The 14,989-nt window shown below is 67.4% G+C and carries 16 protein-coding genes; 3 read left to right on the forward strand and 13 right to left on the reverse strand.

Annotated features, from left to right (window positions below):
* The first annotated feature begins 57 nt into the window (after positions 1-57).
* On the forward strand, positions 58-846 hold the full coding sequence (locus tag QOL79_RS12390) for a COG3904 family protein (RefSeq protein WP_283419792.1): 789 nt from the start codon (positions 58-60) through the stop codon (positions 844-846).
* A 360-nt stretch (positions 847-1,206) separates the two neighbouring features.
* Here the strand turns inward: QOL79_RS12390 and QOL79_RS12395 are convergent, their stop codons facing one another.
* The 3 genes from QOL79_RS12395 to QOL79_RS12405 are packed head-to-tail and all read right to left on the reverse strand — an operon-like array spanning position 1,207 to position 2,467.
* Positions 1,207-1,674 carry an SRPBCC domain-containing protein gene (locus tag QOL79_RS12395; RefSeq protein ID WP_283419793.1) on the reverse strand — a complete coding sequence of 156 codons (468 nt, stop codon included), beginning with the start codon at positions 1,672-1,674 and terminating at the stop codon, positions 1,207-1,209.
* Positions 1,671-1,997: an ArsR/SmtB family transcription factor gene (locus QOL79_RS12400; protein ID WP_283419794.1), complete on the reverse strand. Its 327-nt coding sequence runs from the start codon at positions 1,995-1,997 to the stop codon at positions 1,671-1,673. Before QOL79_RS12400 ends, QOL79_RS12395 begins: the two co-directional genes overlap by 4 nt.
* Positions 1,994-2,467: a VOC family protein gene (locus tag QOL79_RS12405; protein ID WP_283419795.1), complete on the reverse strand. Its 474-nt coding sequence runs from the start codon at positions 2,465-2,467 to the stop codon at positions 1,994-1,996. The genes QOL79_RS12400 and QOL79_RS12405 overlap by 4 nt, the downstream gene beginning before the upstream one ends.
* 99 nt (positions 2,468-2,566) lie before the next feature.
* On the opposite strand from QOL79_RS12405, the gene QOL79_RS12410 reads away from it, so the two are divergent.
* Positions 2,567-3,505 carry a glutaminase gene (locus QOL79_RS12410; protein ID WP_283419796.1) on the forward strand — a complete coding sequence of 313 codons (939 nt, stop codon included), beginning with the start codon at positions 2,567-2,569 and terminating at the stop codon, positions 3,503-3,505.
* A gap of 12 nt (positions 3,506-3,517) precedes the next feature.
* Here the strand turns inward: QOL79_RS12410 and QOL79_RS12415 are convergent, their stop codons facing one another.
* Entirely contained in the window at positions 3,518-3,901 is a 384-nt protein-coding gene (locus QOL79_RS12415; RefSeq protein ID WP_058456518.1) for a septal ring lytic transglycosylase RlpA family protein, read from the reverse strand.
* Positions 3,902-3,989: 88 nt separating this feature from the next.
* Complete coding sequence (gyrB, locus tag QOL79_RS12420) at positions 3,990-6,533, reverse strand: DNA topoisomerase (ATP-hydrolyzing) subunit B (RefSeq protein ID WP_283419797.1); 2,544 nt, start codon at positions 6,531-6,533, stop codon at positions 3,990-3,992.
* A gap of 107 nt (positions 6,534-6,640) precedes the next feature.
* Here gyrB and QOL79_RS12425 point away from each other — a divergent pair, with 107 nt between their 5' ends.
* Positions 6,641-7,063 carry a hypothetical protein gene (locus tag QOL79_RS12425; RefSeq protein WP_282949317.1) on the forward strand — a complete coding sequence of 141 codons (423 nt, stop codon included), beginning with the start codon at positions 6,641-6,643 and terminating at the stop codon, positions 7,061-7,063.
* Between the two features lie 530 nt (positions 7,064-7,593).
* Here QOL79_RS12425 and QOL79_RS12430 read toward each other — a convergent pair.
* The 8 genes from QOL79_RS12430 to QOL79_RS12465 are packed head-to-tail and all read right to left on the reverse strand — an operon-like array spanning position 7,594 to position 14,826.
* Entirely contained in the window at positions 7,594-8,091 is a 498-nt protein-coding gene (locus tag QOL79_RS12430; protein WP_283419798.1) for a hypothetical protein, read from the reverse strand.
* A complete protein-coding gene (locus tag QOL79_RS12435; RefSeq protein ID WP_283419799.1) occupies positions 8,088-8,783 on the reverse strand; it encodes a nitroreductase in 696 nt (231 codons plus the stop codon). The genes QOL79_RS12430 and QOL79_RS12435 overlap by 4 nt, the downstream gene beginning before the upstream one ends.
* Positions 8,770-9,636 (reverse strand): RDD family protein, encoded by an 867-nt coding sequence (locus QOL79_RS12440; RefSeq protein WP_283419800.1) that lies wholly within the window; start codon positions 9,634-9,636, stop codon positions 8,770-8,772. The genes QOL79_RS12435 and QOL79_RS12440 overlap by 14 nt, the downstream gene beginning before the upstream one ends.
* Complete coding sequence (locus QOL79_RS12445) at positions 9,633-10,649, reverse strand: stage II sporulation protein M (RefSeq protein ID WP_283419801.1); 1,017 nt, start codon at positions 10,647-10,649, stop codon at positions 9,633-9,635. Before QOL79_RS12445 ends, QOL79_RS12440 begins: the two co-directional genes overlap by 4 nt.
* Entirely contained in the window at positions 10,646-11,962 is a 1,317-nt protein-coding gene (locus QOL79_RS12450; protein WP_058456525.1) for a DUF58 domain-containing protein, read from the reverse strand. Before QOL79_RS12450 ends, QOL79_RS12445 begins: the two co-directional genes overlap by 4 nt.
* Positions 11,959-12,921 (reverse strand): AAA family ATPase, encoded by a 963-nt coding sequence (locus QOL79_RS12455; protein WP_283419802.1) that lies wholly within the window; start codon positions 12,919-12,921, stop codon positions 11,959-11,961. The genes QOL79_RS12450 and QOL79_RS12455 overlap by 4 nt, the downstream gene beginning before the upstream one ends.
* Complete coding sequence (locus QOL79_RS12460) at positions 12,911-14,143, reverse strand: DUF4350 domain-containing protein (RefSeq protein ID WP_283419803.1); 1,233 nt, start codon at positions 14,141-14,143, stop codon at positions 12,911-12,913. The genes QOL79_RS12455 and QOL79_RS12460 overlap by 11 nt, the downstream gene beginning before the upstream one ends.
* Positions 14,140-14,826 carry a DUF4129 domain-containing protein gene (locus QOL79_RS12465; RefSeq protein ID WP_058456528.1) on the reverse strand — a complete coding sequence of 229 codons (687 nt, stop codon included), beginning with the start codon at positions 14,824-14,826 and terminating at the stop codon, positions 14,140-14,142. The genes QOL79_RS12460 and QOL79_RS12465 overlap by 4 nt, the downstream gene beginning before the upstream one ends.
* Positions 14,827-14,989 lie beyond the last annotated feature (163 nt).

Raw genomic sequence — 14,989 nt, forward strand, 5'->3', positions numbered from 1 at the left:
CCGCGCTGACTCTGTTGCTTTGCCATTTGGAAGCCGCGCGCGCGCGAAAGCAGCGCCATGGTTTCACCGGCCGCTCTCTGCCGCACCCTGATCGTCGCCGCGCTGGCGGCGATCCTCGCCTTCGCCCCCGCGCAGGCGCAGCAGATCGTCGTCACGACGACGGTGACCTGGACTTATGAGGCCGCCGATACCGGCTTCGACGACGACACTATCGACGAACAGGCCGCGCCCTTCGACGACGAAGCGATCGCCGACGATGCCGATACCGACACCGAGATTGGCGCCACGCGCCGCTACGCCCCTTCGGGCACGCTCAGGGCGCTCGGCCACGCCAGGGCGAAGTTCGGCCCGTTCGCGGTGGTCGACGACGCCACCGTCCGCATGGCGGGCGATGTCACCTCGGCGACGCCGCGCCAGTTCGCCGCGATGCTCGCGGCCTATCCGAACCTCAAGCGCCTCGAAATGATCGACTGCCCCGGCAGCCTCGACGAGGACGCGAATCTGATCCTCGCGCGCGCCGTCCGCCGCGCGGGGCTGGAAACCGTCGTTCCCAGTGGCGGCTCGGTCCGCTCGGGTGCGGTCGAACTCTGGCTCGCCGGCGCCACCCGCCGCGCCGCGCCCGACGCCGAATTCGGCGTCCACAGCTGGGCCGACGACACCGGCCGCGAGGCGAACGACTATCCCGCGAACGACCCCGTCCACGCCGAATATCTGAGCTATTACCGCGAAATGGGCATGGACGATGCCAAGGCACGCGCCTTCTATGCGCTTACCAACAGCACCCCGTTCGACGATGTCCGCTATCTGACGCGCGACGACATGGCGCGCTTCGTCACGCTGAACTGAGTTATCGCACCGCTACGCACGGGAAGGCTGTCGGCCGAAAGCGGACATTTGCGGCCGATCTGGCTTCGATGACCGGTTTCGACCGGAAGCCGCCCTAACCATCATCGTCACCCCGGACTTGATCCGGGGTCCATGACTTCAGCGCTGCGGTGGATCCCGGATCAAGTCCGGGATGACGAATGACCGCATACGACCGGAAGCTGACATTTCTAGCGTCGTCATCCTGAACTTGTTTCAGGATCCGTGGTCCGCCATTTCCTTAAGCGCCGCGCCGGACGAACGCTAAGTCCATGGATGCTGAAACAAGTTCAGCATGACGAGAATTGAAAGGCTGGAATCCACCCCAAAGCCGACATCCTGCTAGAGCTTCTGGCTCATGCCTTTCAGCAACCCGCGCCAATGCTCGCCGAGGCGCCGCTGGAACAGCATCAGCTCGAACCCGTGCCGCGCGACATGCTTTTGCGGGATCGCATCCCAGCCGCGATGTTCGACCGTCACCCGCGTGTCGGCGCCGACCGCCTCGAAGCGCACCTCGACCTCGGTCGCCTGGTCGGGTGCGAAGCTCGGCACGCGCCAGCCGAAGGCGAGCCGCTCGCCGGGGAGCCAGTGGCGCACCGGGCCGATTTCCCACTCTTCGCCATCGTCAAAGCGCGTCACCAGCCGGCCGCCGGGCCCCGAAGGGTCGAAACGAAGCGTCCCGTCGCCCTTTGACGACAGCGGGAATAGCGGATGGCTCTTCCACCAGCGGCCGATTCCGTCGGTGAACGCGTCGAAGGCCGCCCGCGGCGAGGCCCCGACACGCAGCGCGACGATGACGGCGGCGCTCATTTCCCGTCCTCGACGTGATGCTTGAACGCGCCAAGCTGGTGCATCCACAGCGCCTCGGTCTCGGCGAGCCACCGCTTGAGCTCGTCGGTCGCGCCGTCTTTCACCGAATAGATGCGCACGCGCGCGTCGAAGTCGGGATGCCCGTCCTCGACGAGTCCGCCCGCCTTCAGCGCGCGCAGATGGCGGCTCATTGCGGGCGGCGCGAGCCCGAGCTCGCTCGCCAGTTCGCCCGCGCTCCGCGGCCGCTGGCCGAGCAGTTCGATCGCGCGCCGCCGCTTCGGGTCGGCGAGCGCCTCCAGCATCCGGTCGAGCGCGGCGCTCAATCGTCGAGCCGCGTCTTCGTCGTGAAGCCGCCCTCGGCATCCCATTCGTCCGAGGTCTTTTCCTCGACGGTGACGCCGAAGGTCCAGATATGCCCCTCCGGATCCTTCGCGCGGTAGGTGCGGTCGCCATAGAATTGCGTCTCGGGCGGCGCGATGATGTCGGCACCCGCGGAGCGGGCGCGCTCGCAATGCGCGTCGATATCCTCGCCCGCGCCCAGCTGGACATGCACCGTCTGCGTGTTCTTGCCGCCGAGGTTCGCGGGGCTGCGATGATCGTCGGACCATTCATTGCCGACCATGATCGTCGACGCGCCATATTCCATCTCGCTGTGCGCGAGATTGCCCTGCTCGTCGAGCAGCACGAAAACGGGCTCGAACCCGAACGCCTCCTCCAGCCAGCGGAACGCCGCCTTGCTGTCCTTGTAACAGACGGCGCTCGAAAGCCCCTTCGATCGCGGATGGTCGGCCATGTCTCGTCTCCCGAGTCGTGAATTAATTTCACCCATGTATAATATTTGCCAAAAAATGAAAATACATGCAATCGCGAATGAAGTTGCTAGGAAAAGCGCATGACCGATCTCGCCCGCTGCGTCGCCGAAGCCTATAACGTCGCCCTGCGGCACCGCGGGCAGGGCAAGGTTGCCGACTATATCCCGGCGCTCGCCAAGGTCGATCCGGACCGCTTCGGCTTCGCGCTCGCGCTTCCCGACGGCACGGTTCACACCGCGGGCGATGCCGATATTCCCTTCTCGATCCAGTCGGTGTCAAAGGTCTTCACGCTCGCGCTCGCGCTTCGCCGCGTCGGAAGCAGCTTGTGGGACAGCGTCGGGCGCGAGCCATCGGGCAGCGCGTTCAACTCGATCGTCCAGCTCGAAAGCGAAGCCGGCATCCCGCGCAATCCGCTGATCAACGCCGGCGCGATCGCGACGACCGACCGGCTGATCGACGGCCGCGACGGCGATGCCACGGTCGAGGAAATCCTCGCCTTTCTGCGCGCCCGCGCCGGCGACGCCAGCATCGCGATCGACCTGGAGGTCGCGTCCTCCGAATCGCAGACGGGCGCGCGCAACCGCAGCCTCGGCTATTTCATGCGGGCGTTCGACAATCTGCGCCATCCGGTCGAAGATGCGGTCGGGGTCTATTTCCGCCAGTGCGCGATCGCGATGACCTGCCGCCAGCTTGCGAAGGCGGGGCTTTTCCTTGCGCTGGAGGGCCGCGATCCGCTGACCGGCGAGCAGATCATCGAGCCGCACCGCGCACGGCGGATCAATGCGATCATGATGCTCTGCGGTCACTATGACAATTCGGGCGAATTCGCCTTCCGCGTCGGTCTGCCCGGCAAGAGCGGGGTCGGCGGCGGCATCCTCTGCATCGCGCCGGGGCAGGGATCGATCGCGGTGTGGTCGCCCGGCCTCAACGAAGCCGGGACGTCGCTCGTCGGCGCGATCGCGCTCGAACATTTTGCCTATGCGGCGGGCTGGTCGGTGTTCGATTCGAGCGTCGGCTGACGCCGGGCGGGCCTAGTCGGCGCCGTCGACCAGCGTCATGCTCACGCGCGCGGTGCCGCTGCGGTGCATTCCGATTTCCTTCGCCGCGGCGTGGCTGATGTCGATCACGCGTCCGCCGCCCCACGGGCCGCGATCGTTGACGCGCACGACGACGCTCTTGCCGTTGGCGAGGTTGGTGACGCGCACCTTGCTGCCGAACGCGAGCGTGCGGTGCGCGGCCGTGAAGCCGGCGGGGTCGAAACGCTCGCCGCTCGCGGTGCGGTTGCCAGCGAGTTCGTCGCCATAATAGCTCGCCAATCCGCTGCCGATTTCGGTGTCGTCGCTGCCGTCCTGCCCTTGCGCGACCGCCGGCACCGCCAGCAGCAACGGCAGGGCTATCGCCATCAAGCGCCGCATATTCAGCCTCCCCTGTTGGGTACGCGTCCCTAGCCAGCGCGGATCGGCTCGCGCAAGCCGTCCGCGCCGCGCTGGGCCGAATCCGCGATCAGACGTCGAGGTTGGCGACGCTCAAGGCATTGGTTTGAATGAAGTCGCGCCGCGGCTCGACCTCGTCGCCCATCAGCTGCTCGAAAATGCCGTCGGCGACGTCGGCCTGCTCGGTTCTGACGCGCAAAAGCGAGCGGTGCGCCGGGTCGAGCGTCGTTTCCCAAAGCTGTTCGGCGTTCATCTCGCCCAGCCCCTTGTAGCGGCTGATCGACAGCCCCTTGCGGCTGTGCGCGAAGATCGCGTCGAGCAGTTCGGACGGGCGCGTCACCGGGTTTGACTTGGCGGGCGAAGCTGCGGGGACATCCTCCTCGTCGCCCTCGGTCGCCTCGACCTCGACCGCCGCCGCGCCGCTCGCCTTCACGAGGCGGCCGGGGCGGGCATAGGTTTCGGCCTGCTCGCTCGCCAGCTTGTGCAGGCGGCGGGCCTCCTGGCTTTGCAGGAACGCCGCATCGACCGCATGGAGATCGCTTACCCCCCGCCAGCGGCGCTCGAGCGTGTAGCCTCCGCCCTCGACCGCCTCGACGGTCCAGACCGCTTCGCCGCCCCCCGTCAGCGCGCGCTCGGCGGCATTGAGCCACGTCGCCGACGTCGCGGCGGCGCTGTGGCGCCCCGCGGTGTCGAGGTTCGGGTCGAGCGCGCCGGCAAAGGCGAGCGCCTCGACCAGCCCGTGGTTCAGGCTGCGCGGCACATAGCGCATCAGCGCGCGCAGCCGCCGGCCATGCTCGATCAGCTCGCGCAGGTCGTTGCCGGACCGCGCCCCGCCCGGGGTTTCGAGCAGCAGCGCGTCGATGCCGGCATCGACGAGATAATTTTCGAGCGCGGTGTCGTCCTTGAGGTAGACTTCGCTCCGCCCCTTCGCGACTTTGTAGAGCGGCGGCTGCGCGATGTAGAGATGGCCGTTTTCGATAATCTCGGGCATCTGGCGATAGAAGAAGGTGAGCAGCAAGGTGCGGATATGCGCGCCGTCGACGTCGGCGTCGGTCATGATCACGATCTTGTGATAGCGCAGTTTCTCGATGTTGAATTCGTCGCGGATGCCGGTGCCGAGCGCCTGGATCAGCGTCCCGACTTCCTTCGAAGAGATGATGCGGTCGAAGCGCGCGCGCTCGACGTTCAGGATCTTGCCCTTCAAGGGCAGGATCGCCTGCACATGCCGGTCGCGGCCCTGCTTCGCCGATCCGCCTGCCGAATCGCCCTCGACCAGGAACAGTTCGCACTTGCTGGGGTCGCGTTCCTGGCAGTCGGCGAGCTTGCCGGGCAGGCTCGCGATATCCATCGCGCCCTTGCGCCGCGTCAGCTCGCGCGCCTTCTTCGCTGCCTCGCGCGCCGCGGCGGCGTCGATGACTTTCTGGATCACCGCCTTGGCATAGGCCGGATTTTCCTCCAGCCATTCGGTCATCCGGTCGGCCATCAGGCTTTCGAGCGGCTGGCGCACCTCCGACGAGACCAGCTTGTCCTTGGTTTGCGAGGAGAATTTGGGATCGGGCAGCTTGACCGAGACGATCGCGGTCAGGCCTTCGCGCATATCCTCGCCGGTCAGGCTGACCTTTTCCTTCTTCAGCATCCCCGACTTTTCGCCATAGCCGTTGAGTGTCCGCGTCAGCGCGGCGCGGAAGGCTGCGAGGTGCGTGCCGCCGTCGCGCTGCGGGATGTTGTTCGTGAAGCAGAGGACATTTTCGTAATAGCTGTCGTTCCACTCGAGCGCGACGTCGATGCCGATGCCGTCGCGTTCGCTGCTGATCGCGATCGGATCGGGCAGCAGCGCGGTCTTGTTGCGGTCGAGATATTTGACGAACGCGGCGATGCCGCCCTCATAGAAAAGATCGTGCGCGACATGCTCGGCGTGCCGCGCGTCGACGATCTTGATCCGCACGCCCGAATTCAGGAAGGCGAGCTCGCGGTAGCGATGCTCGAGCTTCTCGAAGTCGAACTCGGTGACATTCTTGAAGGTCTCGGTCGAGGCCATGAAGGTGACGCGCGTACCCTTCTTGCCCGCCGGGGCGGGGCCGTTGACCTTGAGCGGGGCGACCGCGTCGCCATGCTCGAAGCGCATCCAATGCTCTTCGCCGTCGCGCCAGATCGTGAGTTCGAGCCATTCGCTGAGCGCGTTGACGACCGAGACGCCGACGCCGTGCAGGCCGCCCGAAACCTTATAGGCATTGTCGTCGCTGGTATTCTCGAACTTCCCGCCCGCATGGAGCTGGGTCATGATGACTTCCGCCGCCGAAATGCCTTCCTCGGCGTGGATGCCCGTGGGAATGCCGCGGCCATTATCCTCGACGCTGACCGATCCGTCGCTGTTCAAGGTGATGAGGACGAGGTCGCAGTGGCCCGCGAGCGCTTCGTCGATCGCATTGTCGCTGACCTCGAACACCATATGGTGCAGGCCCGACCCGTCGTCGGTGTCGCCGATATACATGCCGGGGCGCTTGCGCACCGCGTCGAGGCCCTTCAGGACCTTGATCGAATCGGCGCCATAGGCGTTGGTGTTGGGCTGTTTCGAGGCGCTTTCGGGCGCGCTGTTCTCGCTGGGCTCTGTCATATCGATTATATAGGGTCGGGGGAGGTAAAACCCAAGCGAAAATGCGCCTCTCGGGCGATTCCGAAGGGCCGTTGCACAGCCGCGGCGCGGCGGCTAGTTTCGGGTCCATGAAACAGACTCTCTCGATGCTTCTCGCCCTCTCGCTCGCCGCCTGCAGCCAGCCTGCGCCCCCCGCCGACAATGCCCCGGCGGTGGCGGGCGAACCGCTGGCGACGCGCGCGGTGATGATCGGCACCGAAGGGCCGAGCCTGCCCGCCTGTTCGAGCATCAGCCGCGTCAAGGACGGCGGCACCGACGTCTATTGGGCGCCGGGCGAAACGCGCGCGGTCAAGGCAAAGGTCGCGGGCGGCGCGAAGGTCTCGGTGTGCGAGGCGACCGACGACGACGCGTGGTTCGGCATCGTCTTCGCCGCCCCCGGCACCGACGAGGATATGTGCGGCGTCGGCAAGTCGGTGCAGAACGCGCGCGAATATCAGGGCCCGTGCCGCTGGGGCTGGATCAGGGGCGGGACGGTCCGTTTGGGGGCTTGAGGCGACAGGAGCGAGACGGCCGGTCGTACCAGAACCGTTGCGTTTGCCACTCTGACGCGTGGTGCGATAGCCGACCATCCGGGGGAGGTGCCGCCTCCAAAGCGCCGAGCGATGCAGTCGGCATGGCGCGATACTGCTGGAAAGCGGATATTTTAGGTTTAGGGGCATGGCTGCTTCCCGACCGGAAGGCGACCTATCCTTCATCGTCACCCCGGACTTGATCCGGGGTCCACGACTTCGGCGCTGCAATGGATCCCGGATCAAGTCCGGGATGACGAAGGTCTGGAAACCACCCCAAAGCCGCCATCGCCTTCCAATAAGCCTTTCCTACATTATCCCGCCGTGTCAGCCTTCACCCGACGCTCTCGCTTGGGGGATCGACGCGGCGACGCGGATAAATGGCGTTCGGAACACCCCCGGTCCCCAACGGGCGATGCAATGGGCTGAACTTTCCTGAACTTTGAAAAATCCAGGCCGCGAGGGCGAACGAAGGCATCCCGGATATCCTCCGCCAAAGCAGAGGCCGCCCTCTAGCCCCGGCAATCCTCGATCGCGCGGCCGATTTCGGACTGGACGGGCAGCGTCAGCGCGCCGGTCGTCCCTTCGAGCGCGAAGCGGCCGCGGCTGAAGGCGATGCGGTCGAGCCGGGCGTCGCCGCTCGGGACGCTCGCGCTGCCGCCGTCGAAGCGGATCTGGTCGGCGCCGGCGCTGGTGCGCAGCGCGACATCGCCGTCGAGCCCCGAGGTCAGGCGGATGCTGCCGCCGCTGCAGGCAAGCGAGAGCAGCGGGCCGGGGTTGCCGCTCTGGACGAAGCTCGCGGTGCGGCTCCCCGCGTCATAGCGCCACGCGCCGGCGGTGAGGGCACGATCCTCCCACGATTTCTCGGGCGCGGGTGGCGGGGGCGTCGGGGCAGGGGCAGGCTTCAGCGCGGGCGGCGGGGCCTCGGCCTTCGGCACGGCGGCGCAGCCCGCGACCAACAGCGTCGCCGCCGCGATGCCGAAGCCTGTCCATGCCCGCCTGATCTTCATTCTCGAAACCCTCGCCAATCAATCACTTCATCCAGCCCGACGCGCGGGACGGGCCATTGGTTCACCGCCGCATCCTCGTTCGCATGGCCGATCGCAAGGCCGGTGAACAATATCTGGTCCTCGCCGAGGTCCAGCGTCTCGCGGATCGTCGCCCCGTACATCGCCCAGCATTCCTGCGGGCAGCTGGCAAGGCCATGTTCGACGAGCAGCAGCATCACCGATTGCAGCCACATCCCCATGTCCGACCATTGGGGCGGCCCCATGATGCGCGAGCAATGGAGGAAAAGCATCACCGGTGCGCCGAAACCCCGGTAATTGTCCATGAATTGAGCGAGCCGCCCCTTCTTGTCCTCGCGCGGGATGCCGAGCGAGGCGTAGAGCGCCTCGCCGACGCCGAAACGGCGGCTTTCCCACGGATCGGTCAGGCCTTTCGGATAGATGTCATATTCGGGCTGATAGCCCTCGCGCCCCATCGCGATCCGCGCCGCGACCGCATCCTTCACCCGCTGCCACGGCGCGCCGGTCAGCACCACCGCCTGCCAGGGCTGGAGATTGCCGCCCGACGGCGCGCGCTGCGCCGCGGCAAAGATCGCCTCGAGGACGGCCGGATCGACGGGTTTGTCCAAAAAGGCGCGCACCGACCGGCGCCGGTGAAGCGCTTCGGTGACCGATACAGCCTCATTCGCTGGCATATTTATCCTCTCGTCTCTTGCCGAACAGCAGCCCGCGTTCGAGCCGGGCCTTGAGTTGCCGGTAGTAGGAAAGCAGGAACACGTCATCCTCTTCGGCGACCGGCCGGCCGATCTTGGCGCGGATCGTGTCCGCGACCTCGCGCATCGCACGCGGGTCGCGGCCGCGCAGGATGCGTTCGAGTTCCTGCAGTTCGAAGATGCCGTAAACCGACAGCTCGGCGTCGCTGAACTGCATCGCGTCGGCCTCGGCGGCGGTCGTGATGTCGGTGTCGAGCTTCGCGCGCTGCGCCATCACGACCCAGGTGCCCGCGATTAGGTCGCCCATCCGCATCCGGTCGCGGTTGAACAGCAGGAACAGGCTGAGCGTCAGCGACCAGATCACCCCGGCGAGGACGGTCCAGCCCGACACCATATCCTCCGCCGTGCCGATGCCGAGCATCATCAGCGGCAGGAACAGTTCAAGCTCGCGGATCAGGTTGCGCGCGACCACGGCGTCGGCGGTGAGCCGCCCGCCATCGCGCGCGACGACGCGGATGCCCATCAGCCTTTTTCCCGGCGTCGCGGCGCGCGATCCGAGTTCGAAACCGATGAACCAGAAGGTGCGGAGCACGAAGGCGCCGAGCATCCAGATGATGAAGGCGATGTCGCGCGGAGTGGCGTGGCTGATCCAGTCCACCAGCAGGTTGAACACGAAGAGCATCACCGTGATGACGAGCAGGTCGACGATCAGCGCCCCGAGCCGCAAGCCCGAACTGGCGATCCTGAGTTGCAGGTCGACGCCTTCGGGGGTCACGAATTCGCGGACCTTCTTCGCGCTCGCGTTGCGCATCCGCGCGTTCGTCGCGGCGGTCATGCGACGTCTCCGCGCCGCGGGACGTAATAATAACCGAGCCAGAAAAGCAGCATCACCGTCCCGATGCCATAGCGCAGCATCGTGTCGGTGATCAGCTGGCGTCCGAAGCCTTCGAGCAGCCCCGCGACAAGCAGCATCAGGATCACGCCGACCATCACCTTGCCCGCGGTCTTGCCCGCTTGCGCCGCGGCCTCCAGCCGCGACCGCGCACCCGGAAAGACGACCGCGGCGCCGATGCGCAACCCCGCCGCGCCCGACAGCGCAGCGGCGAACAGCTCGGTGGTGCCGTGGATGAACAGCCAGCCGCCGAAATCGAACCCGAGACCCTTCGACGAAAAGACCGCGAGCATCGCGCCGAGGCCGATGCCCTGATAATATTCGAGCATCATCGTTGGTACGCCGAAGGCGAAGCCGAGCGCGAAGGACATGATCGATACGCGGCTGTTATGGGTGAAGAGGAAGGTCGCGAAGACGTGGAGCCCGCTTTCCTCTCCGCCCCCGTCCTTGCCGTGGCCGAGCGTCGATCGCAGGAACTCGACCGTGGCGCGCGGGTCGCGGTCGCCCGCCATGCTTTCGTCGACGAAATTATAATACCATTCGGGATTGTGCGCGACGAGCGACCAGCTCGTCAGCGCGCCGAGGATGATCACCAGCGAAATGATCAGCGTTTCCTTCCACACCGCGCGCACCGCGGCAGGCCAGTCGTAAAGGACAAAGCGGCGGATCCGGCTCCAGCGCGTTTCGCGGACGCCATAGACGAGGAAATAGCCGCGGATCGACAGCGCCTCGAGATGGTCGAGCAACGCCTTGTCGAGGCTCGTCGCGCGCGCGATCGAGAGCGATGACAGCGTCGCGCGATAGAGGATCGGAAGCCGGAGCAATTCCTCGCTGGTCAGCGCCTTGGCGCCGCGCTTTTCGAGCTTGGTGAGCAGCAGGTCGAAGGCGATCCAGTCGGCCTCGCGCTCGGCACGGAAGCGGCCGGTGGAGAAAGAGGGAAGCTCGGCCGCGCTCACAGGCTGCCGGCCCGCTTGATGCCCAGATAGGCCTCGACCACCGCGGCGCCCATCGCGTCGGCGGGCACCTCGATCACGTCCGCCCCCAAACGCTGGAGCCGCGCGATGACGAGCTGGCGGTCGCGGAGCATCGCCGCGGCGACATTGGCGCGCGTGACGTCCGATGCGCTTTCGGGGCGGCGGCGCTCGACCTCCTCGACCTCGTCGTCGCGGATCACGACGAACAGCAGCCGGTGCTTCCTGACCAGCCGGCCCGCGGCGCGGATCATCAGGTCGGCGCTCGTCGCGTCGGTGAATTCGGTGAACAGGATGATCAGCGAGCGGCGGTTGAGCTCGGCCGACAGCGTCGACAGCGCAAGGGTGAAATTGCTCTCGACCGGCGCATAGTCGATGAGGCTCGCCGCGCGCTGCAGCGCCGGGAAGTCGTGGATATGCATATAGGCCGGGGTCAGCGCCTGCGGCTTCGCGGCGAAGGAGAAGAAGCTGATGCGGTCGCCGAGCTTGAGCCCCGCATAGGCCATCAGCAGCGCCGCCGAGACGGCGCGGTCGACGCGCGGCATCCCGCCCACGGGCTCGGCCATCGTGCGCCCGGCATCGATCGCAAGGACGACGCGGTTGTCGCGCTCGACGCGATATTCCTTGGCGAGCAGCTTGATGTGGCGCGCCGAGGCGTTCCAGTCGATCGCGCGGCGGTCCATCCCCGGCTGATATTCGGCGAGCGATTCATATTCGCTGCCTTCGCCGCGAAGCTGCTGCTGGCGGAGGCCGAACCAGCTGTTGCGCTGGAACAGGCGGCTGCCTTCTTCGGTCACCGATCGCAGGCTGGGGACGACTGAAATCGCCCGATCGAGCGCGAAGCGGCGCTGTTTCCAGACGAGACCGAGCGGCCCGGCCCAGCGGACCCACAGCGCCTCGACGAGCGCCTGTCCGCGCCGCGACGCTGCAAGCGGCAGCGTGCGGACGAGCGCCTCGGCGTCGCTCGCGCGGCGCATCTCGCCCGCAAGACGCCCGCCGGGGGCGAGCCGCTCGTCGAGCGCGAGCGCAATCTCGGCGCGGCGCGGGACGGTGGGGGCCTTCGCGACGAGGCGCAGGTCGAACGGATCGCCGACGCCGACCTGGTGCGGCATCGTGGCATCGAGCGCGAGGCGGCGCGGGTTCGCGCCGAGCATCGCGTCGACGAGCAGGCCGAAGAGAAGGAGGCCTATCCAAGCGGGCGCGATCACCCACAGCTCCGGCCGCACGAGCCCGAGCGCCAGCGCCAGCGGAGCGCCGAGCAGCAGCAGATAGATCGCGCGGCGGGTCGGATAGATCAACGCGGCACGTCCTCGCGCTCGACGATGTCGGCGATCACCTGCTCGACGTTGCGGCCCTCGATCTCGGCCGCGGCGGACAGGATGACACGATGGCGAAGCACGCCCGCGGCGAGGCGCTGGACATCGTCGGGGATCACATAGTCGCGGCCCTCAAGCGCGGCGGCGGCGCTCGACGCGCGCGCAAGCATCGTCGCGGCGCGCGGGCTTGCGCCGCATTCGAGGTCGGCGCTGGCGCGCGTCGCGCGGATCAGGCGGACGATATAGTCGACGACCTCTTCGGCGAGGCGCACCGTCGCGATCGCGTCGATCGCGGCGCCGATCGCGGCGGCGTCGGTAATTTTGGTCACGCCGAAATCGGCGACCGCGGGGCTTTTGAAGCGCCCGCCATGGTCGGCGACGATGCGGCGTTCCTCGGCGGCGTCGGGATAGTCGACGACGAGCTTGAACAGGAAACGGTCGAGCTGCGCCTCGGGCAGCGGATAGACGCCCTGCTGCTCGATCGGGTTTTGCGTCGCGAGGACGGTGAAGCGCGGGCTCATCGCGTGCGGTTCGCCGTTGATCGTCACGCGCCGTTCCTGCATCGCCTCGAGCAGCGCGGCCTGCGTCTTCGGCGGGGTGCGGTTGATCTCGTCGGCGAGCAGCAGCTCGGTGAAGATCGGCCCCTTGGTCAGCGTGAAGCTCGACGTTTGGAAGTTGAAGAGGTTCGAACCGAGAATGTCGCCCGGCATCAGGTCGGGGGTGAACTGGATGCGCCCGAAGTCGAGCCCCACCGCCCGCGCGAACGCCTGTGCGAGCAGCGTCTTCGCGGTGCCCGGGGGGCCTTCGAGCAGCACATGCCCGCCGGCGAGCAAGGCGATCGTCACCATGCGGGTCAGCGGGCCCTGCCCGAACACGACCTTGGCGACCTCGCCCTCGATCGCGGCGCCCAGCGCCCTCACGCTCTCGATGTCAGCCGTCACGGAGTAGTTCCTTCCTGATGTCGTGCAGCGCCTGCGCGCCCTCCAAAAATTCATGCCGGTTGCGCGCGAACGGCAGGCGCCGCGCGATCGCCGAGAACAGGTCGCCGCCGCGCTTCAGTCGCCGGTCGATCCACGCGTCGGTGGCCTCGCTATCGAGCCCCGCCGGCGCGTGCAGGCGGTGCGCGATCGCGAGGCGCTGGCTCGCGACATAGGCGTCGGCGCCGTCGAGTTCGCGCCGCGCTTGCCGCACGAGGTCGGCGCTGTTCGCGATCAGCGCTTCCTTCGAGATCGGGATCGCGCGCGCGCGTTTCAGTGCCGGGCCGAAGCGTACCCACGCCTGCCACAGCGCGAGCAATCCGGCCGCGATCAGGCAGAGCGTGATGCCGATGAAGGGCGGGACGAAGGCGAAGCGCAGCAGCGAGCGCCCGCCGCCGAAGCCGTTGAGCGTCAGGTCGAAGGCAACGCTGTCGGTGTCGGCGTCCTCACCGACCGCATCGACCAGCATTGCTGCCGCGCGCGCCTTGTCGCGCGATGCGAAGGCGAAATTGTCGATGAGGTCGGGATCGGCGAGAATGTAGAAATCACGCTCCTTCGCCATTGCCAGCACCGCGCCGCCGTTCGCGCCGGCGATCAGCGGAATGATTCCGTCGCCGTCGACCGTTTGCGCATTGTCGGGGAGATAGGCTGCAAAGGGCCGACCGGCGACGTTCGCGGGGACGGTTTGCGCGCGCGCTTGCGGCGCCCGAATGCGGACCTTTCCGAACTGGCTTTCGGGAAGCAGCGCCGTGTCCGGGGTGACCGGAAAGCCCTGGCCGACCCAGCCGGGCTTCTTCGCTTGCCCCGGGATCGTCATCGTCTGCCATTTCGGCAGGACGACGAGCGCGCGGCGTCCGCGCTGATTGAGCAATTCCTCGATCTCGGCCGGCGTGGTCTGGTGCGTCGGGGTGAGGATCAGCAGCGGCTCGTCGGCCGACGCGGCGCCGGGGCCGATATGACGCCGCAGCTCGACATGCGCGCCCGACCGTTCGAGCAGGTCGACGATCCCCGCAAAGCCGGGCGCCGCCTTCGACAGCGAATGGCCGCCGCCGTCGTTGCCGCTCGACAATTGCGGGCCGAGCGCGACCAGCGCCCAGAGCGCGATGAACGCGACCACGCCGACCACCACCATCGCCGCCATCAACAGCGGGTTGAAGCCCGAGTCATTCGCGCGCGTGCCGCTCATGCCCGCGCCCAGTTCTGCGGCACGGTCAGCTCGGCATAGGCGCTGCGGCACTCTGTCCACGCGCCCTCGTCGATCGCGCGGCCGCCGAACAGGCTGATCTCGACCGCGCGCGCGATCCGGCTGAAGGCATGGCGCGCGACCGATGGCAGGTCGTGCGCGCCGGCAAGCTCGCGCGACGTCATCGCCGGGCGGACGAGTCCGGGGCGGCGGTCGCTGATGTCGTCGACGCTGCGATAGAGCAGCAGGTGCACCGCCTCGGCGAAGCGGCCCGCGGCGGCAAGCGCGTCGGCGTCGGCGAGCCGCGCGCGCGCGGCGCCGGCTTCGGCCTCGCCCAGCGCCTCTTCCTCGATACCGCCGCGCTTGCGCCCGAAGCGCAGATTGTCGACCCAGTCGGCGAAGGCGGGGACGAAATGATAGAGAATGAGGAGGAGCAGCGCCGCGGCGCCGATCCACATCAAGGGCTTCAGCGCCGGGGCGCTCCATTCGAAGAAATCGCGCAGCCAGCCGAGATCCCATTGCGGTTGTTGGGGCTGCGGAGGGGGTGGCGGCGGGAAACCCGTCTGGATCTCGCCCCCGGCCATCGTCTGGCCATAGGCCGGGTCGACGAGTTCGGGGTCGACAAGCCATCCCTCATCGGATGCGGCCGTCGCTGCAGACGCCTGGGCGATCCACAGCGACATCATGTTGAGAAGAGAGCCCCGCCCCGATGCGTCATCGATCAAGGTGGTAGCGCGAGGCGGCGCAGCAAGGCAAGAGATGCTTGCGCGCCAAACTGCCCCGTTCTAGCGCGCCGGTAGGCGGCCGGTAGTTGCGCGTGCAACCATATGGCCCAGCTAATGGAGGAAG

It is taken from the genome of Sphingopyxis sp. Geo48, from assembly GCF_949769155.1.
Classification (GTDB): domain Bacteria; phylum Pseudomonadota; class Alphaproteobacteria; order Sphingomonadales; family Sphingomonadaceae; genus Sphingopyxis.